The organism is Patulibacter americanus DSM 16676 (assembly GCF_000420025.1).
GTDB classification, from domain to species: Bacteria; Actinomycetota; Thermoleophilia; order Solirubrobacterales; family Solirubrobacteraceae; genus Patulibacter; species Patulibacter americanus.
Genome location: NZ_ATUD01000001.1, coordinates 24,794 through 48,664, shown reverse-complemented (window position 1 = coordinate 48,664; position 23,871 = coordinate 24,794). Strand labels below are relative to the sequence as shown.

Below are 23,871 nucleotides of genomic sequence, written 5' to 3'. Positions count from 1 at the left end.
GGGGAACCATTCCGACGCGCCCGGCCGTCTTGGCCGGGCGCGCCGCGTCGGTCCCTACCGCGTCAGCGTGAACTCGTTCACGAGCTGCTCGAGCTCGGCGGCGGTTCCCGCGAGCCGCTGGGCGTTCGCGGCGATCTCCTGGGCCGACGCGCTCGTCTGCTGCGTCGAGGCCGAGAGCTCCTCGCTCGACGCGCTGGACTGCTCGGCGACGGCGGCGACCTCGGTCATGTCGGCCTCGACGCGCTGGGACGACGCGGCGATCTGGTCGACCACGACGGCGATCGCGTCGACACGCTCGCCCATGTCGTCGACGGACGCACCGATCCGCGCGAACGCGTCGCGGGCCCGGTCGACGGTGGCGGCGCCACCCTCGGACCGCGCCGCGCTCTCCTCGACGACGGCCACGGCGCGGGTCGTCTCGCCGTGGATCTCCTGCACGAGCTGCGCAATCGACTTCGCGGCGTCCTGCGACTCGACGGCGAGCTTGCGGACCTCCTCCGCGACGACCGCGAACCCGCGGCCCTGCTCGCCCGCGCGCGCGGCCTCGATCGCGGCGTTGAGTGCCAGCAGGTTCGTCTGCCCGGCGATGCCGGTGATGGCCTCGACGATGCCGCCGATCTGGTCGTTCTTCTCCGCGAGCTGCTGCATCGCGCCGCGGACCTCGTCGGACGACGTGCGCACCTCGCGCATCGCCGCGGTCGCGTCGGACACGGCGCTCTCGCCCTCACCGGCAATGCGGCGCGCCTCGGTGGCGGCGGTCGCCGTCTCCTGCGCGGACTGGGCGGACGAGCGCGTCGCCTCGCTGACCTCGGCGCTCGCCATGCGGGCAGCCTCGACGGAGCGCACCTGACGCTCGGCGCCCTGGGCCACGTCGGACACGGCCTCGGCGATCTCGGACACGGCGCGGCCGGCCTCGTCAGACGTCGTCGCCATCTCCTGCGTCGCGGCCGACAGCGTGCTCGCGCTGGAGGACACGCGGCCGAGCAGGTGGCGCAGGCGCTCGGTCATCGTCTGGAACGCGGTGCCGAGCAGGTCCTTCTCCGACCGCGGCTGCACGTCGTCGCGCAGGTCGCCGGCGGCGATGCGACGGGCGACCTCGGCCATCTCGCGCACGTAGGCGACCATGTGCTCGTAGGCGGCGGCCATCCGGCCGAGCTCGTCGTCCGAGCGCACGACGGGCGCGCCCTCGGGGATCGTGCCCTCCGCGATCGCGTCGAGGCGGTGCGTCAGGTCGGTCAGCGGCGCGAGCATCCGGCGGGTGACGAGCACGGCGACCGCGCCGACGATCGCGAGCAGCACGATCGCGGCGAGCAGCATGTTGCGCCGCGCGTCGGCGGCCTTGGCCTCGAGCGTGCCCTTCGGGTAGCCGGAGTACCAGGCGCCGATGACCTTGCCGCCGCTGTCGCGGATCGGCTCGTAGTGGCTGATGTAGGGCTTGTCGACGACCATCGCCTCGCCCGTGAACGCCTTGTTCTGCCCGTAGACCACGTCGTGGACCGCGGGGCTCATCGTCGTGCCGATCGACCGCGCGCCCTTCGCGTTGCGCGCCGTGGTGATCACGCGCACGTCGCCGAGGAAGATCGTGTTCAGCCCGCTGTCGCCCATCAGGCGGCTGTTCTGGTCGACGAGCGCCGCGTCGCGGGTAACGAGGCGCACGCCGATGAGGCGCCCGCCGTCGCGCGTGGGAACGGACGACACGACCGCCAGCGCGTTCGTGATCTCCGTCTCGGGGATCTTGCGCCCCATCGGGCTCTCGACGACGGCGATCTTCGCGCGGTCGGCGAGGCCGAGGGCCTGCAGGTCGGCGGCGATGACCTCGGCGACGCCCGTGGAGGACTTCGCGGCATCCAGCTGCGAGGCGACGGCCAGACGCGCGCCCGACGCGGTGCGCCCCTGGGCGTCAACGGCGGCGACGGCCTCGGAGCCGGGAACGCGCCCGGTGCCCTGGGCGGCGGCCTGCGCCGTGGGAGCGCCGGCCGCGGCGGCCTCGAGCCGGGCCCGCAGACGGTCGCCCTGCAACATCGCGGCGTTACCGAGCGTCCGCGCGGCCGTGGTGGCGGCGGTCGCCTGCCGGTCGCGCGAATCGTCGGTGGCGTGGTCGAGCGCCCGCACGGCGAGCACGGACAGGGCGACGCCGAGCACGATGGCGCAGACGACGGTGAGGGCGCTCAGCTTCGTGCTGAGCGATTTGAACGGGTTCATGGGGTTCCGGGGTGGGAGACGGCGACTTCGGGACGGGGGCCGGACCGCTCCGGGTCAGGCCACCGCAAGCCGTCTTCGGCCGGGCGCGCTGGATCTGAAGTGCGGTGCGGCACGGAGGGATTCGCCGTGCAATCCCGGTCCGCGAGGGCGTACGGAACACGCGTGGGCACGGCGCCCGTGGGCGGGAGGTGTCAGATCGGCGACGCGCCGCGCGACTCGACCCCCGCCGGCACCCCTTCGCCGGTCCGCCGCACGTCCGGACCGGCGTGCCCCGTCCCAAGGACCGCACCATGAAGACCATCGTCAACATCGCCCTCGGCGTCATCCTCGCCGTCGTCCTCCTCGTGGCCGGCTGCGCGGCCCTCATCGGCGGCGCCGCGAACGAGGTTCAGGAGGACAGCGACCGCACAGCCATCACCGAGCAGCAGTACCGCCAGGTCAAGACGGGCGACCGCAAGGCCGACGTGGAGGCCGAGCTCGGCGACCCCCAGAGCGCCGACGAGTTCTCGACCGAGATCGACGGCCTCGACAAGCCCGTCGGCTCGAGCTGCATCCACTACGGCAAGAAGGACGAGCTCGTCTCGGGCTACCAGTTCTGCTTCGACGTCAATACGGACAAGCTGGAGAGCAAGAGTTCGTTCTGAGGGGCGACGTCAGACGCCGGAAACGATCACGCCGGCTGCTTCGGCCAGCCGCCCCTGAGCATGGTCGAGCGTCACGAGTTGGCGATCGGTGGCCAGCGCTGTCGCGATGATGAGGAGGTCGGTTGCCTTCGCGGTCCGTCCCTGCACCCGTGCGAGGGCGAGGACCTCGCCGTAGTGCTCGGCGGTGGGGTCGTCGACGGGGAGCGCCATGAACGCTCCACGCACGAGCGCGAGTCGCTCGCGGCGCATGCGCTCCGCCGTCGGCGTCCTGGCGAGCCTCACCCCGGCGTGCAGCTCCCCCAGCGTGACGACGGAGATCGCGGCTGAGGTCGGCAGCACCGCCCCGACCGCGTCGGTGCCGGCGATGAGCACGCTCGTGTCCAACAGGGAGCCGCTCACGTAGCGGGCCAGGGGTTGTCCACCGGGGCCTCGGCCGCGTCGAGCTCGGCGGCCAACTCGTCGTCGACGGGGGCGGCGAGGATTCGCAGGAGTGTCGTCCGGTCGACGTCGACCCGCGGGCCGTCACCCGGCGGCACGAGCCGCGCGACCGGACGCCCGCGCACGGTCACTGTGAACGATTCGCCGGCCTCCACCGCCCGCAGTACCTCGCCGACGTTGTTGCGCAGCTCGCGCTGGGGGATCGTTCGGTCGGCCATGGTGCTACGGAACGTAGCAGTTGGGCGCGGCGGTTCATCCCAGGTGCACGCCCCCACGACGGGAGTGGTAACGGACGAGGCTTGCAGGCGGGAGGGGCGAGGAGACGGCATCGAGATTCGATAGACGATCGCTACCTGCCAGGCGCGAGACAACCGTCGAACCGTGCCGGTCTGATGTCGACCCTCAGCCGGGTTCGGCTACGAGGAGGACGACGTATCCCGATGGACCCACAGCCCCCGGTGGCCGGTGAATGCCGGGTTCGCCCGATGGCAAGAGCGCCTCCGGGGGTCTCAGGCCCGCCGGCGCGGGCTGAAACCGCTGTCAGGTTTGGTCGCGTCGTCCCGACCCTCTCCTCACGACGGTCCGCCCGGCCCGTCGCCGCCACCGAGGAGGATCGTCATGCACCTGAGCGCACTGCTGGACGTCGAGGTTGTCGCCGTCGAGGCCGAGGACGAGCTGTCCGTGCTGCTCGAGCTGCAGGCCCCGCAGTCCGAGGCCCAGGCGGCGAGGCCGGCGCACACGCTGCAGGTCGTGCTGGACCGCAGCGGATCGATGGGCGGCGGGCGCCTCGAGGCCGCCAAGCGCGGGCTGCGCGAGCTCGTGGGACGGCTCGACCCGAAGGACCAGTTCGGTCTCGTCACGTTCGACAACGAGGTCCGGGTCGACGTGCCGTGCGGCCCATTGACCGACCGCGACGCGGTCCTGCGCGCCATCGACCGCGTCCACGTGCGCGGCAGCACGAACCTCTCCGCGGGCCTCATCCGCGGCATTGAGGAGGCCCGCGACGCCAAGGGGGACGGCGGCGCGACCGTGCTGCTGCTCTCCGACGGCCACGCGAACAACGGCGCCACCGACCCCGACGTCCTGCGCGACCTGGCCACGGGCGCCCGGCGCGACGGCATGACGCTCAGCACCATCGGCATCGGCCTGGGCTACGACGAGGTGCTGCTGTCGGAGATCGCCGCCGGCGGCACGGGCAACGCGCACTTCGCCGAGGAGGCCGACGCGACCGCGGCGGCGCTGGCGTCCGAGGTCGACGGCCTGCTCGACCAGGTCGTCCAGGCCGCGACGCTGACGGTGAAGCCGAGCGCCGACGTCCGCTCCGTCACGCTCTACAACGACCTGCCGGTGAGCGAGGTCGACGGCGGCTTCCGCGTCGAGCTGGGCAACTTCATGAGCGGCGAGGACCGCAAGCTGCTCCTGCGCGTCGCGATCCCGGCGAAGGCCGACCTGGGCCTGGCCCGCGTCTGCGACCTGCGCCTGCGCTGGACCGACGTCGCGACCCTCAAGACCCAGACCGTCGACGTGCCCGTCCACGTCGGCGTCGTCCCGGGCGACGAGGCCGCGGGCCGCATCCCCAACGCCACCGTCCGCACCGAGTTCGAGTACCAGCGCGCCCAGAAGTCGCGCAAGGAGGCGTCGGACGCCCTGCGACGCGGCGACCGCGACGCCGCGAGCGGGCTCCTCGCGGGTTCGGCCGACGCGCTCATGGACCGGCGCGGTCGGCGAAGCGCAACGAGTCGCTCTTCAACGCGAAGCAGCGCAAGCGGATGTCGTGGGAGGCCCAGCAGGCGCGCGAGGCGAAGCGGGAGCGGGAGGAGCGCGGCAAGGGCGGCGAGGGGGAAAACGCCGCCTAGGGGAGGCGGCGGCAGAGGTGCGGACGGACGAGGCCGCGGCGCGTCGCCTGGACGGACGCCGCGGGTACCCTCGCCGCTATGCCCCCGTCCCGCCGTGCTGCCTTCGACCGCTCGATGGTGGTCCCGACACTGATCGGTTTCGTAGTGGGCTTCGTCGCCGGCACCCTCCTCGAGAGTCCGCTCGTCGGGCTGGCCCTCGGCGCGGGCCTCGCGATCAGTGCTCTCGGCCGCCGCTACGCCGCCGCCCGCATGGAGCAGTCGCGGGCCGAGCCGCCGGCGGGCGGCGGCGGGCGGCGCCATTAGGGGGTCACCGCTCCAACGACCGTCAGATCCTCGGGCCGGACCCCGACTCGCTCGACGGGCGTGGCCGACGAGGGAGCCGTCCCGGAGGCGGAGGGAGCGGTCGACGGATCAGCCACGGGCTGATCGTGGCAACACGTGCCGGACGGCACCGTGGCTGATCCGTTGATTGAGAGCATGGGTCTTGAGCCCCCGATCACCCGTAGCGTCCAGCGCGCAGGGACCACCTGCCCGTCTGGGCGGAGACCTGGCGACGCTTCAGGCGGACCAGGTCAGGGTGCAAGGCTCGTCGGCCGGGGGCCAGCCGTCCTCGGGTCCTTCGGGCATGAAGTAGCGAGCATGCTCATCAAGGTCTTGCCAGGACGGGTCGCCGGTGACGGTGCCGTTGTTGAGGCCGTCAGCGACCGCTTCGACCGAGAGGAAACCGATGTCCGGGACGTTGCGGTTCTCCGGGATCCCTTCCTCGGACCGCAAGTGCATGTCGAGCTCGGAGCGGATTGCGTCGACGATCTCCTCGAGGTCGTGGCTGGCGTCCAGGATTCGCAGGATCCCGGACCGGCCGCCGGAGGCATAGCTCTTGATGAGCTCGGCGGCGACGAAGTGCTCGCCGCCGCCGCGGTCAGGCTCGAGGCGACGATCCACCGCGAGCCGCGAAGCGACATGCCGCTCGGTGAGGTGGTCAGGAGCCGCGGGCCGCAGCTGACGATCTTGCAGCTGTCGGGGTTGCGGTCCGGGCGGTCTTCACGGTCGATGGGGTCGTGTTGGAGGGAGACCCCGAGGTCGCTCCAGCTCAGCGCGCTAGGACCGGTCTGCGCAGTTGCCGGGGTCGAGGTGTCCACGCCGGCGCCAGCCGGGGCCGCTTCGCCGGTACCGTCGAGGCGTGCGCGGGTGCGTTCAGCGGCCTGCAGGACGGTGTCGCTGGTGAGGAGCAGGTCCAGGGCGGCGGTGACGTGGCGGTTACGGGCGTGACGGCCCGAGCGGACTTCGTGAGGGATAGGGATCGCGGGATCGAGGTCGAACAGCCAGTGCCCCAGAGGCCCGCCGTCTTTACCGGTCCACTCGAGGTTGCCTTCGAGCTCGGGGAGTCCGGGAATGCCCTGCCGCTGCAGGTCCGCGATGACTTGGTAGCTGCGGACGTAGGAGACGCGCTGCAGCCGGCCGTCGAAGCGGAAGCCGAAATAGGTCGGCGGGTCCTTCGGCCAGCCGTTCCCGACAGGGCAGAAGTAGAGGTCGCGCTCCATGACGACGTCGGCGAACGACAGCCCGGACATACCGAGCTTCTCCGTCCCCAGGAGACGACGTAGACGAGGTTCGAGGTGACGTCGCGCATGGTCGCGAAGCTCCGGACGTAGGTGTGTAGGTCGCTGAGGACGGCGCGTTCGACGGGTCGTCGTGATGCGGTGAGGGCGTCGCGAGCGAAGTCCGCGACTCGACGCCACGCGACGTAGCTGACGGGAGCGCCAGCGACGTCGGTGGGGAGGTGGTGTGCAGCTGCGTGTTCGGCGGTCGCTTCGGTCAGGACAACGATGCGCGGTGCCTTGCCGTCAGCCAGGCGGGGGGTGTACTGCTCGAGCTGTCCCTCTCGTGGGACGTCCCAGCCCCGCTTGGCTTCGATGATGAGGTGCTCGTGGTCGTTCTCGAGCTCGACGTCGGTCCGGCCGTGGCCCGGCTGGGACTCTTGGAGCTTGATTGTCGTTGGGGTAGCGGCGTCGGATCCGAACGCGAGTTCCATGAAGCGTCGCGCGAGCCGTGGCGATCGTGACAACGCCCATCCGAGGGCGTAGGTCATGTCGTCCTCGTGGTGGCCGAGGAGGTGGAACATCGACGGGACCTCCCGTCCCGCTAGGCGCAGCTCGATCTGATCGTTGCTGCTCACTGCGCGGACTCGATGGTTTGGGTCGGGTCGTCATCGTCCTCGTCGAGCAGGTCGAGGACCAGCGTCCCGTCGACCACCTCTCCATCGACCGGGGGATCGGAGATCGCGCTGTCCCGCTCGCCGTAGCGGTCGAAGAGTCGTCGTTCGCGGTAGGCGAAGTACGCCTCGTCGGACACGCGCTTCATCAGAGAGGCGTTCAGGCCGGCGCCAGCGACGATCCCGGCGGCGGGGATCAGCTTGCCCATCTGGCGATGGGTGGTTCGTTCGATGAGTCGCGGCCAGACCTTCGGCAGAACCCTCCCGAGGTTCACCTTCTTCAGGGCCGCTTTTGGGGCCCTGCGGGCCAGGAGGCCGGCAACGTGGTTGAGCTCGCGGTGGGCAGCGATCTTCGCGCCTTGCGTCCCCGCCATGGCGGCGCCCAGCACGCTGGTAAGAAAGAGTTCCTCGGCGGGATCGTTGGGGTCATACCCGTAGTGCGCTGCCGTTTCGGCCACGATCCTTGCTGCCGATCCGAGCGTGGCCGCCGCGTCCGCGACAATGACGCCCGCCAGGGCCAACGTACCCGGAACGGCGCCGGCACCGGCGCCGAACACGCCGCCGAAGACCGCACCGAACTCGGACACCGACGCCGCGGCGCCCGCGGCCCCGCCCTGCCCCGCGGACCCGAGCATGTAGGCGAGCTTCTTCCGACGGGGAAACGCCCTGTCGGACACCTCGAGATCCAACGAGCCGATCGCGTCGATCCGGTCGACGAGGTGCTCACCCCGCTTGTACCGACGGAGGATTGCTCGCTGGTTCACGGACGCTGCGGCGGTGGTCCCGATCGTCGAGACCACTCCGCTCATGGCGCTGTCGATCGCCTCCCGGAGCTGGTCGCTGCCAGGCAGGTGGTCGAATCCGTCCTTGCCGCGCGCCACGAGATCCTTGCCGGCCTGTTGAACGCGCTCGGGAAGCTCGGGCCGGGGGAGCAACGGCGAGCGGTCGTGCCACTCCTCGATCTCCCGCTGGGCCTTCGCATCGTATGGCTGCATGTCTGCTCTCATCAGCATCGGTTCGGCGGCCAGTCGAGGGGCCCACCACACTCTTGACGCACCCTAGACGGGTGTACGGCGACGCCGAGAGCTGGAGTTCGTCGTTCAGCGGCGCCGAGCCGCGGTAGCCGGGCCGCGTCGGATTCTGCGGCCGTGAAGACGGGTGCCGGACGAGCCGGGTCCGAGGTGCCTCCACCCGGAACGGGACGGTGACCGGCCGATGGCCTCCATCTACCTCCGCCAGGGCGGGGAGTACGCCGCGCTTCAGGAGCAGCCTACGACGCCGAGGACGTCCTCCAGCAGCTGGTGGCGCAGACCACGCAGGTCCTGGCCCCCAATCTTGATGGCGGTCTCGTACTGGTCCGCCGGGAGGCGCCGGTCTCGACGCCGTCGCACGGGTCCGGCTCCCGTCTCAGCGTCGACCACCTCTCAGGTTGCGCCGGAGCCGCTGTCGTCGAGCAGTCCGACCCATTGCGCCGGTTTGAGGGGTGGCAGGGCGGTGCTGTGAACGAGTGAGGCGTGGCTCTTCTCGTAAAGATCGATGCCATAGACCACCACGAAGAGGTAGTCGGCCGCTTTCGCCTGCGCGAACAATCTCTCGCCCTCGCTCACGAAGAACCAGGGCGCTGGCCTTCGGGTGCCTTTGACCTCGACGAAGACAAATGGAGCCCCGGTGACTCGGAGATCGAAGCCGGGATTGTTCTGGGGCATCTGAACTACAGAAGCGCTGTAGGTTTCCTCAATCCACGCCGCTGCCACCCTGCGCGAATAGGCCTCGACCGCGCGGGCGTCCTCTGGGGTGGCGTAGCCGCTCGACCCATGACCGGTGTTCGGCGCAGGCCCACGGTCGCTGCTCGCCAGCCTTCTGGCCTCAACATCGGCGGCTCTGAGAAGCGTCTCGAAATCTGTCTGCTCGATTCGGCGGACGCCGGGCTGAAAAAAGCCGCGGCGTGTCCCCCCTGGCTCGAGATAAGCGCCTTCGCCCGATTTGAACGGGAGCGGCGCGGCAAACGGCATGCCGTCCAGAACGGCGCAGATCAGTCGGTCGCCGTCGGGCGATTCGCGTATCGGTCCCACGACACCGGTCCCCAGATAGACCTGTGGCTGGGTCCCTCCGTCTGCCATCCGCCTGCCGCGGTAGTAGACGAACGCTTCACCTTCTGTCACCAGGTTGCGGTATCTCCGCGGGTACTCGTACGACACATATGGAACGTCTGCGTAGGCGTGGCCGGATTCGGTGGTCTCGCTCATCGCGAGGACAAGGGGCATGGCTCATACGGTGGTCGACGGACGCGCCAGTTGCAACCTCCGTGCGCGCGGCACGAAAGGCCTCGGGGCTTTCGACTGCGGAGCCGATCTCGCCCGGGCGTGGCGAGGCGAGACGTCGTGCATGCTGCCGCCGGACGTATGCGTAACGTTCGCGTGGTGCTGCGCCTGGTCGACGTCTTTGCGGGTTGTGGTGGCATGACGGAGGGCTTCAGGCAGGCAAGGGTGGACGGCTCCGACGCCCCGGTCTTCGAACCCGTGATGGCGGTTGAGCACGACCCCTTCGCGGCCGAGACCTACGCGCTGAACTTTGGCGACCACGTCGACGTGCGGGACATCCGGCTCATCCCGGACGAGGACTTCGAGCCGGCCGACGTGGTGATCGGCGGCCCGCCCTGCCAGGGGTTTTCGTCGTTGAACCGCAATCGCGAGGGCGACCTGCGGCGGCAGCTCTGGCAGGAGTACGCCCGTGCCCTGCGGGCCACCGGCGCCCGGTACTTCGTGATGGAGAACGTCCGGCAGCTGCTGGCCTCGCCCGAGTACGCGACGTTCAAGGCCGAGGCCGTCGGCGAGGGGTGGTTCATCGCGGAGGACGTGTTGCTGACCGCCGACTACGGCGTCCCACAGGCCCGCCGCCGGACCATCGTGATCGGCAGTCTCAAGGGGGACCTGGCGCTGCCGACACCCACTCACGCGGCGCCCGAGGACCTGTTCACGGACCTCCCGCCGTGGCTCACGGTCCACGACGCCATCGGACACCTCCCGTCCGAACCCGACGGTGAGCGCTGGCACCGGTCGCGCAACCCGACCGACGTCTCCCGGCTCCGCTATTCCCACGTTCCACGCAACGGCAACCGTTTCGACATGCAGCGGTCCCTGGAAGCGGAGGGCCTCCACGATCTCGTGCCCCCGTGCTGGCGCAACAAGACGACGGGGACGACGGACGTCTTCGGACGTATGGACTGGGAAAGGCCGGCTCCGACGATCCGAACCGAGTTCTACAAGCCCGAGAAGGGCCGGTACCTCCACCCCGAGGCAGATCGTCCCATCACGATCCGTGAGGGAGCCCTCCTCATGGGGTTCGACGACGAGTTCGAGTTTCCGGAACACATGTCCATGTCGCACGTCGGCCGTCAGATCGGGAACGCCGTACCGCCGCCCCTGGCCAGGTGCATCGCAGAGGTCATCGCCCAGGACGCCGTCACCCGAGGCCTGCTCGACGCTGGCGGCGTCCCCGTGACTCTGGTGCGGTGACCGCTGTCAGATTCCCGGGTGAACACACGACCCGGACGGAAGCGAGTCATGAAAGGCTCCGTTTGCTTCCAACCGAGGAGTCGTGAAGGATGGCGGTCATGCCCGGGGGTCCCACTCCGTGGACCGGACCTGATGGTGCGGTCGCGTCACACATCAATGACCTCAACCAGCAGTGCCTCGCCGCCTATGCGGCGAACCCGGCACTCGTAGAGGAACACGCCAACGCCGAGCGGATACAGACCGACGGCGGATACGGCCGTCGTCAGGTCTGGGAGCTCATCCAGAACGGTGCGGACGAGATGATCGACGACCCGGGCCGGGTCGAGGTCATCCTCACCGACGAGCATCTCTACTGCGCGAACCACGGCAGGCCGGTGACGCCGAAGGGCGCGGGAGCCATCCTCAGCGCCTACCGCAGCGCCAAGCGCGGTCCCGAGATCGGGCGATTCGGGCTGGGCTTCAAGTCCGTCCTGGGTGTGTCCGACCGGCCCGAGTTCTTCTCCAGGTCGGGGTCGTTCGGGTTCGACCCGACCTTCGCGGCCGAGTCGGTCCGTTCCGTGCTCTCCGACGTCGTGGACGTGCCCATCCTGCGCCTGGCCCGCAACCTCGACGCGCCGGCGGCAGCGGCCGGGGACCCGATCCTGGCCGCCCTCTTCGAGTGGGCCACGACGGTCGTCCGTCTGCCGCTCGACCGCGGACGCGGGGACTGGCTGCATGGGGACCTGGAGCAGTTCAAGTCGCAGTTCCTCGTGTTTTCCCCCCACATCTCGGAACTCGTCCTCGACGACAGGGTCAAGAAGCATCGTCGGGCCATCACCCTCGAGCGGGCCGGCGACCACCGGCACTTGCTGAAGGAGGGTGCAGAGACGGACGAGTGGCGGGTCTTCACAAAACAGTTCGCGCCCTCGACCTCAGCCGCTCGGGACGGTGGTGCGATGGCCAATCGAAAGTCGATCAGCCTGCAGTGGGCCGTGCCCATTCGCTCGCGTCAGAGGATCGGCGGTCTGTGGGCCTACTTCCCGACGCTCGAGGACACGACGCTCTCGGGAGTCCTGAATGCGCCGTGGAAGTTGAACGACGATCGCACAAGGGTGATCGAGGGCCCGTTCAATACCGAGATTCTCGAACACGCCTGCGACCTCGTCCTCGAGAACCTCGAAACTCTTGTCGTCGACGACGATCCCGGGAGCGTCCTCGACATCCTCCCGGCGCGAGGCCGCGAGGAGCGCAACTGGGCAGACGGGTTCGTCACCGAGCGTCTGAACGACCGGGCTCCGCACCACCCATCGATCCCGGATCAGCAGGGCAGGCTCGCACCGCCCGACGACCTCACGCTCCATCCGAAGGACCTGCCGAAAGCGGCGCTCCATCTTTGGGCGAAGGTTCCGGGGCGGCCGACCGACTGGGCTCACCCCAGTGTCGATGCCAATCAGACGAGACGATCTCGCGCCGAGCGCTTCATCGCGGCGTCCACCGACGGCGCGACGGCCACCACGGGTCAGTGGATCCAGGCATTGATCCCAGACTTCAAGCCCGGCGAGCCGCCGTTGCAGGCCTCTGGCTTCGCCGTCCTGGTCGCGGCGCAGGCCGTCGGGACCGTCGAGTTCCGGCAACGCATCCGCGAGACTCCGTTCGTCGTCGACGCAGAAGGGGTCCTGGCGGCCCCGGCCGATCTCGTCTTGCCCGGGGACAGCCCGACGCTGACTCCGTCCGTCCGGCTGGTCCACCCCGTGCTGGCGCGACACAAGAAGGCCCGGCCGGCCCTCGAGGCGCTCGGGATCCTGCCCGTCGATGCGGCACTTGAGCTCGAGATCTTCCTGCAGACGTTCCGGCCCAAGTCGTCCCGCGCCGACTGGGACAGCTTCTGGAGCCTCGCCGGTCGTTCGGCCCCGAACGATGCGCTTCAGCTTCTTGCGGCGGCCGGAATAGGCTCCGACCTGATCAGCGTAAAGGTGGTCTCCGGCCGGTTCATCCGTCTGCCGATGACCCTCCTGCCCGGACAGATCGCACGGGCCGACGCGGCGCCCGACGTCACCGTCGACGTGCACCACCACCGGGAGCACCTGAATCTCATCCGCCTCCTCGGTGCGGTCACCGCGCCCGCGGGCGGTGCAGCCTCGGAGCACGAGCCCGCCATGCGGGACTTCCTCGAGCGGACGCGCATGCACTTCGTCGCCAAGGCAGGCAAGGCCAACCCGGACCCGACCCGGATCGAGATCTCCACCCGTGCCGTGGCAGGCCCGATTTCCCCTCTGGCGTATCTGGACGATGACGGCAAGGTCGCCTTCACACGCGCGTTGCTCGAGGCACAGGGCACGTTCCCCGCGACCGAGGTGAGCTACCCCCAGAACCGCTATCCGTCGATCACCGTCGACCACCCGGTCATCGACGCCGTCCGACGCAATGGGTTGGCGCAGACCAGCGCCGGGCTGGTTGGGCCGGCGTCGTGGGTCGGTCCGAGGCTGCAGTCGTGGCGGCAGGTTCTGCCGGTGGCGCGGATCCCGATGGAGGCCTCGGCGGCGTTGAACCTGCCGGAAACCCTCGAGGACCTCTCGGACGCGCAGTGGGTCGAGGCCTTCGGCCGTCTGGCGGCGACACTCGATGTCGGACTGGCGCAACGCTTCTACATCGCGGCTGCCCGGGCGGGTGCAGACCGCCCTACGCATCTGCTCGTACCCGGGGACGGCGTCGCCGTCGAGAGCGACGCGGCGGAGGTCCGGGTCACCTCCTCGAAGAAGACCGCCTCGGTCCTGCGGGCAGGGGGCCAGGCACTGCTCGAGGTCGCAGAGGACGACGCCGAGATGCTCGTCGAGCGGTGGAGCCTGATCCGCGGCGACGACGAGATCGCGACGACGGTCGTGGCCATCGAGAGCGTTCCACGCATCGCACTCGTCGACCTGTTCCCCGCACTGCGCCCGATGTTGCCCGAGGCCTTCGGGACCACCGTCGTCGCGCGTTGCAGTGAGCTCCGCATCGAGACCTCGGGCGCCGGAGGCCGCGAGTCCGAGGCCACGCTCGTGCACGTCGCCGACGGAGTGGCGTTCCTCGACGACGGGCTGGAGCTCGAGCAGATCCTCGTGCATCTCGGTCCCCGGCTCGGCCTCGACTTGGACCGAGCGCGGATCACCAGGATCATCGAGAACAAGCTCGACGGCGAGATCCGACGCCGCCAGCTCGAGGTCCGGAACGCACCGGACGAGGCGACCAAGCTCTCGATCGTGGTGTCCGAGGAGCGTCTTCGGACGGAGCTCCCGGCCTCGCTGCTGACGGCGACGCAGGACCTCGCCGGGACCCCGGACCACGTCGCCCTGGCGCGCCTCGCGTTCGCAGTACATGGCGTCGAGACACTGAAGGTCTTTGCGAGTGACTTTGAGGACGCAGGTCTGCAACCGCCGCGTCGGTGGTCGGCGTCGCGAGAAGCCCTGGAGTTCGTCCGTCGGCTGAAGTTCGAAGACGAGCACGCTGGCTTCCCCGCTGCCCAGCGCGAGCCGGTCCTGGAGGTGAGTGGCCCCCCGGGTCTGAACGACCTCCACGAGTATCAGCGGGCGGTCGTCGACGAGATCCACGCCCTGCTGACGATCGACCCCAAGGAAGGTCGCCCGCGCGGGATCGTGTCGCTGCCCACGGGCGCCGGCAAGACCCGCGTCGCCATCGAGGCGTTGATCGAGGCAGTCCGCGACGGTACCCTCGGCTCTCCGATCCTGTGGGTCGCCCAACGCGACGAGCTGTGCGAGCAGGCTGTCCAGGCCTGGAGCGAACTGTGGCGGGATCGTGGGCCCCAGACCCGTCTGACCATCAGCCGGCTCTGGCGCAACAACGAGGCCGAGCCGCCCGCCGAGGGCGCCCATGTCGTCGTCGCGACCATCGACAAGCTCGGCAGCGGCGTCTTCGAGAAGCAGCACTACGAATGGCTCTCCCGCGCGACCTGCATCGTCATCGATGAGGCCCACTTCGCGATCAGCCCGTCGTACACGCAGCTCCTCGAATGGCAGGGAATGGACCGACGGAAGGAACGGGCTCCGCTGATCGGCCTGACGGCAACCCCGTACCGCGGTATCAGCGAGGTCGACACCGAACGCCTCGTCAACCGCTTCGGCAAGCGCCGCCTCGATCGTGCTGCCTTCGGCGAGCGGGATCCATACGAGGCGCTCCAGGAGATGGGCGTCCTGTCTCGCGCCGAGCACCGGGTCCTGAAGGGCACCGACATCGCCCTGGACGACAAGGAGTTCGCCGAGCTCAAGCGGACCCGTCTGCTGCCGTCGTCGGCAGGCGACCGACTCGCCAACAACCTGGCCCGGAACCGAGAGCTCCTGCACTCGATCGAGTCGCAGCCGGACGACTGGACCACGCTGGTCTTCTGCGCCTCACTCGAGCACGCCGCGGTGATGGCGGGATTGCTCACGTCACGTGGCATTCCAGCTGCCACTGTCTCGGGTCGGACTCCGCCCGCCGCTCGGCGGCACTACGTCGAGGAGTTCAAGGCCGGTCGCCTGAAGGTCATCACCAACTACGCCGTATTCCAGGAGGGCTTCGACGCCCCGATGGTGCGCGCCGTCTACGTCGCGCGGCCGACCTACTCGCCGAACGTCTACCAGCAGATGGTCGGTCGTGGCCTGCGTGGGCCGAAGAACGGCGGCTCTCCCGAGTGCCTGATCGTCAACGTCGCCGACACGGTGGAGAACTTCGGCGAGGAGCTCGCATTCCGGGGCTTCGAGCATCTCTGGGACGCCGGCGTCGGGAGTGCCGGCGTCGCATGAGCGCACCGGAGACGGCCGTCGGCGCACAGGCGCAGGTGATCGCGCTGCCCGTCGGCGCCAGGGCGTTCGTGGTCGCGGGTCCCGGGGCCGGCAAGACGTGGACGCTCCTGCAACGAGCGGAACAGCTGGCCGTGCGGGACGATGTCGGGGCCGACGAGGTGCTCGTCCTCAGCTTCACGCGGGCCGTGGTGGGCGAGCTCCGGCGCAGGCAGCGTGAGGCGACCGGGATCGGGCGCATCTTTCCCGAGACGTTCGACGCGTTCGCTGGCCGCCTGCTCTCGCGCCACGCCGAGGTCGAGGTCCGTGGCACGTTCGACGCCCGGATCGACCGCGCCACCGCCCTCGTGCAGAGTGGCGATGCCGACGAGACCTTGACGTCGCTGCGGCACGTGTTCGTCGATGAGGTCCAAGATCTCGTCGGGCCCCGAGCGCGGTTCGTCGGAGCACTGCTCGAGCGCCTCGAGGGTGGGTTCACGGCGTTCGGCGACCCGGCCCAGGCGATCTATGACCATGAGCGCGTCGTCGAGTCTGACGACTTCATCGATGACCTGGGACGTCTCGCCGAGACAGAGATCCTGCTCGAAGGCAATCATCGGGCGGGGGGCGACCTGGCGCGGGACGTCGCGGTCGTGCGGGAACGTCTCCTGGCCGGCGAGGGCCTCGAACTCCCGGCAGACGACATGTTCGTGGCGTGCGAGACCGTCGGGGCCTTCGAGGGCCTGGCTGAGCTCGTCTCCTCGTACCAGGGGCGGACGGGGGTGCTCTGCCGGGACAACGCGACGGCGCTGGCACTGTCCGATCTGCTGCACGAGAGCGAGGTGCCCCATCGGGTGCGCAGGAGTGCTTCGGACCGACCGGTCGCCGGCTGGGTCGCCGCCGCCGTGGGGCGGTCGACGCGAGTCGCACGGGGTCAACTCGATGCTCGACTCGAAGGGTTGCGCACGGGGCCGTTGCCCGTTCCGGGACCCGACGAGGCCTGGCGTCAATTGCAGCGGCTGGACCGGGGGGCACGCCAACAGGCTGCGCGATCGAGCGCGGTCGCGGACGCGGTCCGCACCGGCCACGTGCCTCCGGAGCTGACCGAGGAACCGGACGCGCGGATCGTGGTCTCGACGATCCACCGGGCCAAGGGCCTGGAGTTCGACCAGTGCGTCATCGTCGACTGGGCCCGACGCGACGAGGACGCCGAGCTCGACCAGCGGGTCCTCTTCGTCGCGTTGAGCAGGGCGAGACGGTTCGTCTACCACGCGTCGCGACCGCAACATCGGACGCGGTGGTACCGCGAGGAGGGTCGCGGCGGCCGGCTGTTCAAGCGCGGTCGCAGCCCGTGGCAGACCTTCGGTATCGAGGCGCTCGGTGGGGATGTGCATTCACCGGACCCGGGGGGCGTCTTCGGCATCGACTCCGATCCCGGGGAGCTGCAACTGCGCCTCGTCGACCAGGTCCGTCCGGCGGATGTGGTCGATCTCGAGCGTGTCGACGACCAGGACTTCGGAACCGGTGACCTCCCGTGCTATGCGGTGCGTCACGACTCCGGAGTGATCGGGGTGACGGGCGTCGCGTTCGGCACGGATCTGGTCCGTCGGACGAAGGGTGCAGCGCCTGCGCGGGTCACGAGGCTGCGTATCGAGGGCGTAGAGACCGTTGCGGGAACAGCCGAGGCATGTGACGCGGCGGGCCTCGGCGCCTCCGGGCTGTGGCTCCGTCCCCGCCTGGTGGGGCTCGGAGAATTCGAGTGGGAGAAGGCCGTATGAGCCAGGGGTTCGATGCGAAGTATGCCGTCAGGGACGACCTGATCGACCGGCTCCGCGCCGACCTCGTCGGCCCATCCGCAGAGGACGAGACCCTTGTTGATGCCCCGTTCTCGACCTACGTGGCAGGCGTCCTCTACCCGCGCACCGCAGCCGAGGTTGAGCCCGAGGACGAGGTCGACGAGCATGACGACGACGGGGAGGCGACCTACGCGGACCCGCCTGTCAGCCTCGCCAACTCCCGCTACCCGTCGTCGCTCGGGATGACCTTCGCCGTCGATCGCCGGGCATCCCTCGTCAAGGTCCGCGTCGAGGCGGCGCGCTATGAGAACCAGGGTTCGGAGTCCGAGCCTCGATGGACCCGCATCCCCCTGTCGTTCGACCATGAGATCGATCTCCGTCGTCCGGCCGGGGACAGCGAGGTCGAGCTCGAGGCGGGTCTGGGCCTGTACGTGCGCACGCGCGAGGCGGATGGTTCCGACGGGGTCCCCGTCACGATCGTGGCGATCAACCGGCGCCTGGCCCCGAAGTTCGAGAAAGACTCGAACTCGTACTTCCAGGTCCGGCTGACGGCCGAGGGCGATGACGCGCCGTTCGTGGAGCGCGACGCAGCGGCGCTGCCGGTCAACGACGCGGACCTCGAGAGCTACCGCCTGATCTACCGCGACGTGCGGAACTTCGCCGTCGGCCATGGGACGTCGGTGGAGTGGGACCTCGGTGTCGATCGGCACCGCGCAGAGACGATCCGGACAGCCGCGGTGCCCGCGTACGAGCTACCTCTCGCGGACAGCAACCAGACCATCGACACCTCCGGACTCGGCATGGAACGGCTTGCCTCAGAGGACCGGGCCGCCACCGTCGCGGCGCTCCGTCGGCTGGCCGACGACTACGAGCGCTGGATCGACGCTCGCGGAGCCGACCGAGAGGCGCTCGCCGGGGAACTCCAAGGCATCGCGGGCGACCATCTGAAGGAGTGCCGCGACGCCCTGGCCCGGATCCACGAGGGCATCGACCTGATCGACACCGTCGATGACGTCTGGCGGGCCTTTCGACTCTCCAACCTCGCGATGGGGCGGCAGAGGGCCAGGGCGGCCTGGATCTCCGGCGGGAAGGAGGGCCCGGCCCCCGAACACGGCGAGGGACATCGTTGGCGCCCCTTCCAGATCGCGTTCATCCTCCTGAACCTCTCCGGGACCGTCGACCCGGAGCACCGCGACCGGGACGTCCTCGACCTCCTGTGGTTCCCCACCGGTGGTGGCAAGACGGAGGCCTACCTCGGTCTCATCGGCATCACGGTCATGTTGCGCCGGTTGCGGCATGGCGACGCAGGCGGGGGCGTGACGGTCCTGATGCGCTACACCCTGCGCCTGCTCACCATCCAGCAGTTCGAGCGGGCGTCGGCACTGATGTGCGCGCTCGAGGCCATCCGACAGGACGAGGGCGGTCTCGGTCGCGTCCCGATCTCCATCGGACTGTGGGTGGGCCGGAACGGGACGCCCTCGACGGTCCAGGAGGCCCGGACCGCCCTTGACCGCCTCCGGGTCAACCAGGAGGTTGAGGCCGGTAATCCCGTACAGGTGCGGGCCTGCCCGTGGTGCGGGACGAAGCTCGACCACCGCGCCTACTGGATCGCGAAGTCGGATCCTCGATTGGTCATCAGCTGCCGGGACAAGCACTGCCGCTTCAACAGCGGACTCCCGATCCACGTGGTCGACGAGGATCTGTATCGCGAACGGCCCACCCTCGTCATCGGGACGGCCGACAAGTTCGCGACGTTGCCGTGGGTCAAGGGGGCGTTCGAGCTCTTCGGCGTCGGCTCGGCGGTGAAACCACCCGAATTGATCGTCCAGGACGAGCTGCACCTCATCTCAGGTCCGCTGGGGACGCTCGCCGGGCTGTACGAGAGCGCGATCGACCTGCTCTGCACCGATCGCGGGGTGCGGCCCAAGGTCATCGCGTCGACGGCGACCATCCGACGGGCGGCCGACCAGACCAAGGCGCTCTTCGACCGGGAGATGCGGCAGTTCCCTCCGCCGGGCCTCGACGCGGGTGACTCGTTCTTCTCCGTGACGGCCGACCGGGGATCGAAGCCGGCGCGGCTCTACGTCGGGGCGATGGCCCCCGGGACGAGCCAGAGCACCCTCATGATCCGCGCCTACGCGGCCCTGCTCCAGGGTGCCCAGGACGTCGACGCGGCCGACGCGGATCGGGATCCCTACTGGACCCTCGTCGGCTACTTCAACAGCCTGCGGGTCCTCGGTGGCGCCCGGATCCAGGTGCTCGACGACGTGCGCGACCGGATGCAGCTAGTCGCCGCCGGCGACGAGCCCCGCGAGCTCGACAAGCAGATCGAGCTGACCAGCAGGGAGCCCTCGTCCGTCATCCCCGGGCACCTGCAGTCGTTGGACGTCGCGTACCCCCACGAGGAGGCGCTCGACTACGTCCTCGCGACCAACATGATCTCGGTCGGCGTCGACATCGATCGGCTCGGACTCATGGTCGTCATGGGCCAGCCACAGGCCACGGCGGAGTACATCCAAGCGACCAGCCGGGTCGGCCGCCAGCACCCGGGCATCGTGCTCACGCTCTACAACGCCGGTCGGAGCAGGGACCGCTCGCACTACGAGAGCTTCACCGCGTACCACGCGGCCCTCTATCGCCAAGTCGAGTCCACCAGTGTCACGCCGTTCAGCCCCCGCGCCCGCGACCGGGCGCTGCACGCGGTCCTGCTGGCCCTCGCCCGCACGGCGGTGCCCGCCCTCCGGGAGAACGCCGCAGCCCGTGACGTCGAGAAGCACCTGCCCGAGCTCCGGGCGTTCGCGGACCAGATCACCGACCGTGCGGAGCGTGTCGAGCCGGGCTCGGGGCCTTCGGTCCGGAAGGAGTTCGAGGCCGTCCTCGACAAGTGGGTCGCGCGGGCACGTGAGGCCCCGAAGCTCGTCTACGCGAACCCGCGTGACGCCGTCAACTCGCTCCTCTCGTCCGCCGACGAGGCCGAGGGAGAGGGCTTTCCCACCCCGAGCTCGCTGCGTGACGTCGACGGCGAGAGCAACCTCTACCTCGTGAGGGTCTGACCGTGCCGAAGATCAAGGGCCACGTCCGGCGGAGCCAGCTGGTCACCACCTACGGGGTGGGGTCCGTCGTCCCCGTCGGCGATGAGGCGTTCATGGTCGCCGCCCTGGAGCGCTGGGACGTCGGCCGACCGGACCTGCATGAGCCCCGGCTCGAGAGAGAACTGCGGATCCACGGCTTCGTCCAACCGCCGTCGACCGACGACCGCCCCGACGTCCCCGTCGTCCGGTTCCCGGCGTTCCAGTCCTGCCCGGGTTGCCGACGCCTCGCGCCCCACCGGGACTTCACGCACGCCGACCTGAACCACTGCCCCGACTGCCTCACGGCGCTCGTCCCGTCCAGGTTCGTCATCGCCTGCGAGAAGGGCCACATCGACGACTTCCCGTACGAGCGGTGGGTTCACCGTGGGGCGGCCAAGACCGAGGGGCGGCACGACCTCGAACTCCGGTCGACCGGGCAGACGGCATCCCTGAAGGGCATCGTCATCAAGTGTTCATGCGGCGCCCAGCGGACCATGGAGGACGCCTTCGACCGGTACGCGCTGCGGAACGTGACGTCGTGCCAGGGCCGACGCCCTTGGAAGACCTTCGACCGCGAGTCCTGCGACCAGACGCCGCGCGCCCTCCAGCGTGGTGCGTCGTCGGTGTGGTTCTCCCAGACGCGCTCGGCGCTCTCGATCCCCCCGTGGTCCCGTTCAGCCTCCCGGGCCCTGGACGGCCACTGGCCCACCCTGCGCCACCTCCCGGTCGAGGCCGTCGGTCCCGTCATCACGTCGATGCGGCTTGACGAGAAGACCGGGTTCACGTCCGAGGAGCTCGTCGCGATCTTCCAGGAGCGCAAGCTGCAGGAGGCCGGCGAGCCCAGCGGGGAGCCCCACCTGCGTCGCGAGGAGTACGACGCGCTCGTGCGCGGGCGCCCCGAGACGACCGATGACGTCGACTTCGCCACGCGCGCCGCCGAGGTGCCTGCCACGCTCCGCGACTGGATCAGCCAGGTCCAGCTCGTCACGCGCCTGCGCGAGGTGCGGGCCCTCTCGGGCTTCTCGCGGATCCTGCCGCCCCGCGGCGCCGGCGGCGAGCGGTCGAACATCGTCTCCCTCCTGAACGAGGACGTCGACTGGCTTCCGGCCATCGAGGTCAAGGGGGAGGGCATCTTCCTGAGGCTCGACGCCGACCGGGTCGCCGACTGGGCAGGGTGCCCCGCCGTCGCCGAACGGGCGCAGGTGCTCGCCCGCCGGAACATCGAGCGCCACGAGGCCTGGGGCACCGAGCCGGACCGTGACGTCACCGCCGAGTTCCTGCTGATCCACGCCCTCGCCCACGCGCTCATCGGGCAGCTGTCGCTCGACGCGGGCTACCCGGCCGGGTCGCTCCGCGAGCGCCTCTATCACGAGGACGGGGCACTGGGGCTCCTGATCTACACCGCCACGACCGACTCCGCGGGCAGTCTCGGCGGGTTGATCGCCCAGGGCGCACCCGACCGCTTCGAGAGGTTCGTCCGAGAAGGGGTCGCACGGATGGCCTGGTGTTCCTCGGATCCGGTCTGTATCGAGAGCGAGGCGGGAGGGGCGGACTCCCTGAACCTCGCCGCCTGCCACAGCTGCTCGTTGCTGCCCGAGACCAGCTGCGAGGAGATGAACAGCTTCCTCGATCGGGCCACGCTCGTCGGGACGCGCGACGACGCCGACGTCGGCTTCTTCCGGGGGCTCTGACCGATGGCCCGGATGTATCCCGACACGTGGTCCGACAAGAACGGCAGTGCCGCGGAGGCACTCGTCTACCGCCGGCTCCGCGACGAGACGCCCGACGACTGGCTCGCCGTCCACTCCGTCGGTCTCAGTTCGCACAGGACCAAGCCGTGGGCCGAGCTCGACTTCGTGGTCGTGGGGCCCTTCGGCGTCCTCTGCCTCGAGGTGAAGGGCGGTCAGGTCACCGCCGAGGGCGGCTCGTGGTCCACGAACGGCAACGCCCTGAAGGAGAGCCCGTTCCAGCAGGCGGGCGGAGGTGCGGCGGCGCTCCACGGCGAGCTCATCACGGCCGTCCCGCCGGTCCGCCGGACCGTGGTCGGCCACGGCGTGGTCTTCCCCGACGTCCGATTCAAGGCGCGAGGTGCCGGCATCGACCACGACCTCATCTACGACGACGACGATCTGCGCCGTCCGATGAGGGACTACCTCGAACGGCTGGCGACGCACTGGCACGCGTTTCACGGTCGGGGGGACGAGCAGCTCTCGCGTGCCGAGCGCGCAGCCGTGGTGCGGTTCCTGGCGCCGTCCTTCGACCTGATCCCGACGCTTCGGGCCCGCATGGCCGAGGTGGACGCCGAACTCGTCGAGCTGACCCGCGCGCAAGGGCGCGTCCTGCGGGGAATGCGGGACCAGGAGCGCGCTCTCGTGCGAGGCGGGGCCGGAACTGGCAAGACCATGTTGGCCGCCGACGAGGCCGCCCGCTTCGCGCGGTCGGGCCAGCGGGTCCTGTTGTGCTGCAGGTCTGCGGCGCTGGCGCGGCATATCGCTCGTTCCGTGGAGACGGACGGCGTCGATGTCCGGTCGTACCGCGAACTCCTCGACGAGCTCGTGGACGCCGCCGACCGACGCGCGCTCATCCCTGATGCCGAGGACCGGGATGTGCTGGACGTGTTCCTGCCGGAACAGGCGATGGAGGCGGTCTCGGAGCTCGAACGGATCGGGTCCTACGACGCCCTGGTCGTCGACGAGGGCCAGGACCTCATGGTCGAGGGTGCACTGGACCTCCTCGACGTCCTGCTCGAGGGGGGCCTGGCGCGAGGACGGTGGAGAGTCTTCCTCGATCACAAGCAGAACGTCTTCGAGGCCGTCGACCGGCTGCAGTACGACCGGGTGTCCGGTGCTGCCACCACGCAGTTCCAGCTCTTCGAGAACTGCCGCAACACGCCGGAGATCAACGAGATGACGGCATTGCTCGCGGCTGTGACGCCAGACGAGACCTCGGCACGGAGCGGACCGGACGTCGTGGTCCGTTACGTGCTCGATGCGAAGGACGAGGCCGGAGCGGTCGCCACGGTCGTCGATGCCTGGCGACGACGCGGGATCGAACCGCGGGACGTCACCGTGATCGCGACCGACGACCGGGTCGCCGATCGGCTGGAACGCCGGTGGCCCCCCGACGCGCCGAAGCTCGTCCGTGGGGTCGATGGCCACGGCGAGTCCGTCCGCCTGGCGACGGCCGCCGACTTCAAGGGTCTCGAGTCGCAGGCCGCGGTGGTGGTCGGCGTCAAGGAGATCTCGGACCGCGAGACCCTCCGTGCCCTCTACGTAGGGTGCTCCCGTCCACGCGCGCTCCTCGCCGTCGTCCTCGACGAGCGGGCCCGAGGGGACTTCGAGACCCGGGCGGTCGAGTTCGTGCGACAGCAGTCAGAAGTCGACCGTGAGTGACGACTGAAAAGT

16 protein-coding genes are annotated in these 23,871 nt (G+C 69.9%); 9 read left to right on the top strand and 7 right to left on the bottom strand.

Annotation, left to right across the window (positions count from 1 at the left end):
* Nucleotides 1–54: 54 nt before the first annotated feature.
* Nucleotides 55–2,202 (bottom strand): methyl-accepting chemotaxis protein, encoded by a 2,148-nt coding sequence (locus tag F593_RS27470; protein ID WP_022926750.1) that lies wholly within the window; start codon nt 2,200–2,202, stop codon nt 55–57.
* Between the two features lie 290 nt (nt 2,203–2,492).
* Here F593_RS27470 and F593_RS0100200 point away from each other — a divergent pair, with 290 nt between their 5' ends.
* Complete coding sequence (locus tag F593_RS0100200) at nt 2,493–2,846, top strand: hypothetical protein (RefSeq protein ID WP_022926749.1); 354 nt, start codon at nt 2,493–2,495, stop codon at nt 2,844–2,846.
* A 9-nt stretch (nt 2,847–2,855) separates the two neighbouring features.
* Here F593_RS0100200 and F593_RS21165 read toward each other — a convergent pair whose 3' ends face one another.
* Both F593_RS21165 and F593_RS31015 read right to left on the bottom strand, forming a co-directional pair.
* Complete coding sequence (locus tag F593_RS21165) at nt 2,856–3,245, bottom strand: PIN domain-containing protein (RefSeq protein WP_022926748.1); 390 nt, start codon at nt 3,243–3,245, stop codon at nt 2,856–2,858.
* Nucleotides 3,242–3,502 (bottom strand): type II toxin-antitoxin system Phd/YefM family antitoxin, encoded by a 261-nt coding sequence (locus F593_RS31015; protein WP_022926747.1) that lies wholly within the window; start codon nt 3,500–3,502, stop codon nt 3,242–3,244. Before F593_RS31015 ends, F593_RS21165 begins: the two co-directional genes overlap by 4 nt.
* Nucleotides 3,503–3,902: 400 nt before the next feature.
* On the opposite strand from F593_RS31015, the gene F593_RS21155 reads away from it, so the two are divergent.
* Nucleotides 3,903–5,273: a vWA domain-containing protein gene (locus tag F593_RS21155; protein WP_022926746.1), complete on the top strand. Its 1,371-nt coding sequence runs from the start codon at nt 3,903–3,905 to the stop codon at nt 5,271–5,273.
* Nucleotides 5,255–5,443, top strand: coding sequence for a hypothetical protein (locus F593_RS29605; RefSeq protein ID WP_169449138.1), 189 nt, complete (start codon nt 5,255–5,257; stop codon nt 5,441–5,443). The genes F593_RS21155 and F593_RS29605 overlap by 19 nt, the downstream gene beginning before the upstream one ends.
* A gap of 255 nt (nt 5,444–5,698) precedes the next feature.
* Here F593_RS29605 and F593_RS0100175 read toward each other — a convergent pair whose 3' ends face one another.
* The 4 genes from F593_RS0100175 to F593_RS0100150 form a co-directional block, all read right to left on the bottom strand.
* Nucleotides 5,699–6,082: a hypothetical protein gene (locus tag F593_RS0100175; RefSeq protein ID WP_022926744.1), complete on the bottom strand. Its 384-nt coding sequence runs from the start codon at nt 6,080–6,082 to the stop codon at nt 5,699–5,701.
* Nucleotides 6,083–7,312: 1,230 nt separating this feature from the next.
* Nucleotides 7,313–8,347, bottom strand: coding sequence for an EcsC family protein (locus F593_RS0100160; protein WP_033205195.1), 1,035 nt, complete (start codon nt 8,345–8,347; stop codon nt 7,313–7,315).
* Between the two features lie 264 nt (nt 8,348–8,611).
* Nucleotides 8,612–8,743, bottom strand: coding sequence for a hypothetical protein (locus tag F593_RS31010; protein WP_022926740.1), 132 nt, complete (start codon nt 8,741–8,743; stop codon nt 8,612–8,614).
* 33 nt (nt 8,744–8,776) lie between these two features.
* Nucleotides 8,777–9,616 carry a protein NO VEIN domain-containing protein gene (locus F593_RS0100150; RefSeq protein ID WP_022926739.1) on the bottom strand — a complete coding sequence of 280 codons (840 nt, stop codon included), beginning with the start codon at nt 9,614–9,616 and terminating at the stop codon, nt 8,777–8,779.
* 156 nt (nt 9,617–9,772) lie between these two features.
* Between F593_RS0100150 and F593_RS21150 the strand changes: the two genes are divergently transcribed.
* From F593_RS21150 to F593_RS0100120, 6 genes are all read left to right on the top strand, one after another.
* On the top strand, nt 9,773–10,867 hold the full coding sequence (locus F593_RS21150; RefSeq protein WP_022926738.1) for a DNA cytosine methyltransferase: 1,095 nt from the start codon (nt 9,773–9,775) through the stop codon (nt 10,865–10,867).
* Between the two features lie 98 nt (nt 10,868–10,965).
* A complete protein-coding gene (locus tag F593_RS0100140; protein ID WP_022926737.1) occupies nt 10,966–15,624 on the top strand; it encodes a DEAD/DEAH box helicase in 4,659 nt (1,552 codons plus the stop codon).
* Nucleotides 15,621–17,378: a UvrD-helicase domain-containing protein gene (locus F593_RS0100135; protein WP_022926736.1), complete on the top strand. Its 1,758-nt coding sequence runs from the start codon at nt 15,621–15,623 to the stop codon at nt 17,376–17,378. The genes F593_RS0100140 and F593_RS0100135 overlap by 4 nt, the downstream gene beginning before the upstream one ends.
* Complete coding sequence (locus tag F593_RS0100130; RefSeq protein WP_022926735.1) at nt 17,375–20,449, top strand: helicase-related protein; 3,075 nt, start codon at nt 17,375–17,377, stop codon at nt 20,447–20,449. The genes F593_RS0100135 and F593_RS0100130 overlap by 4 nt, the downstream gene beginning before the upstream one ends.
* A gap of 2 nt (nt 20,450–20,451) precedes the next feature.
* Nucleotides 20,452–22,158, top strand: coding sequence for a DUF1998 domain-containing protein (gene drmB, locus F593_RS21145; protein ID WP_022926734.1), 1,707 nt, complete (start codon nt 20,452–20,454; stop codon nt 22,156–22,158).
* A gap of 12 nt (nt 22,159–22,170) precedes the next feature.
* Nucleotides 22,171–23,859 carry a nuclease-related domain-containing DEAD/DEAH box helicase gene (locus F593_RS0100120; RefSeq protein ID WP_169449137.1) on the top strand — a complete coding sequence of 563 codons (1,689 nt, stop codon included), beginning with the start codon at nt 22,171–22,173 and terminating at the stop codon, nt 23,857–23,859.
* Nucleotides 23,860–23,871: the final 12 nt, after the last annotated feature.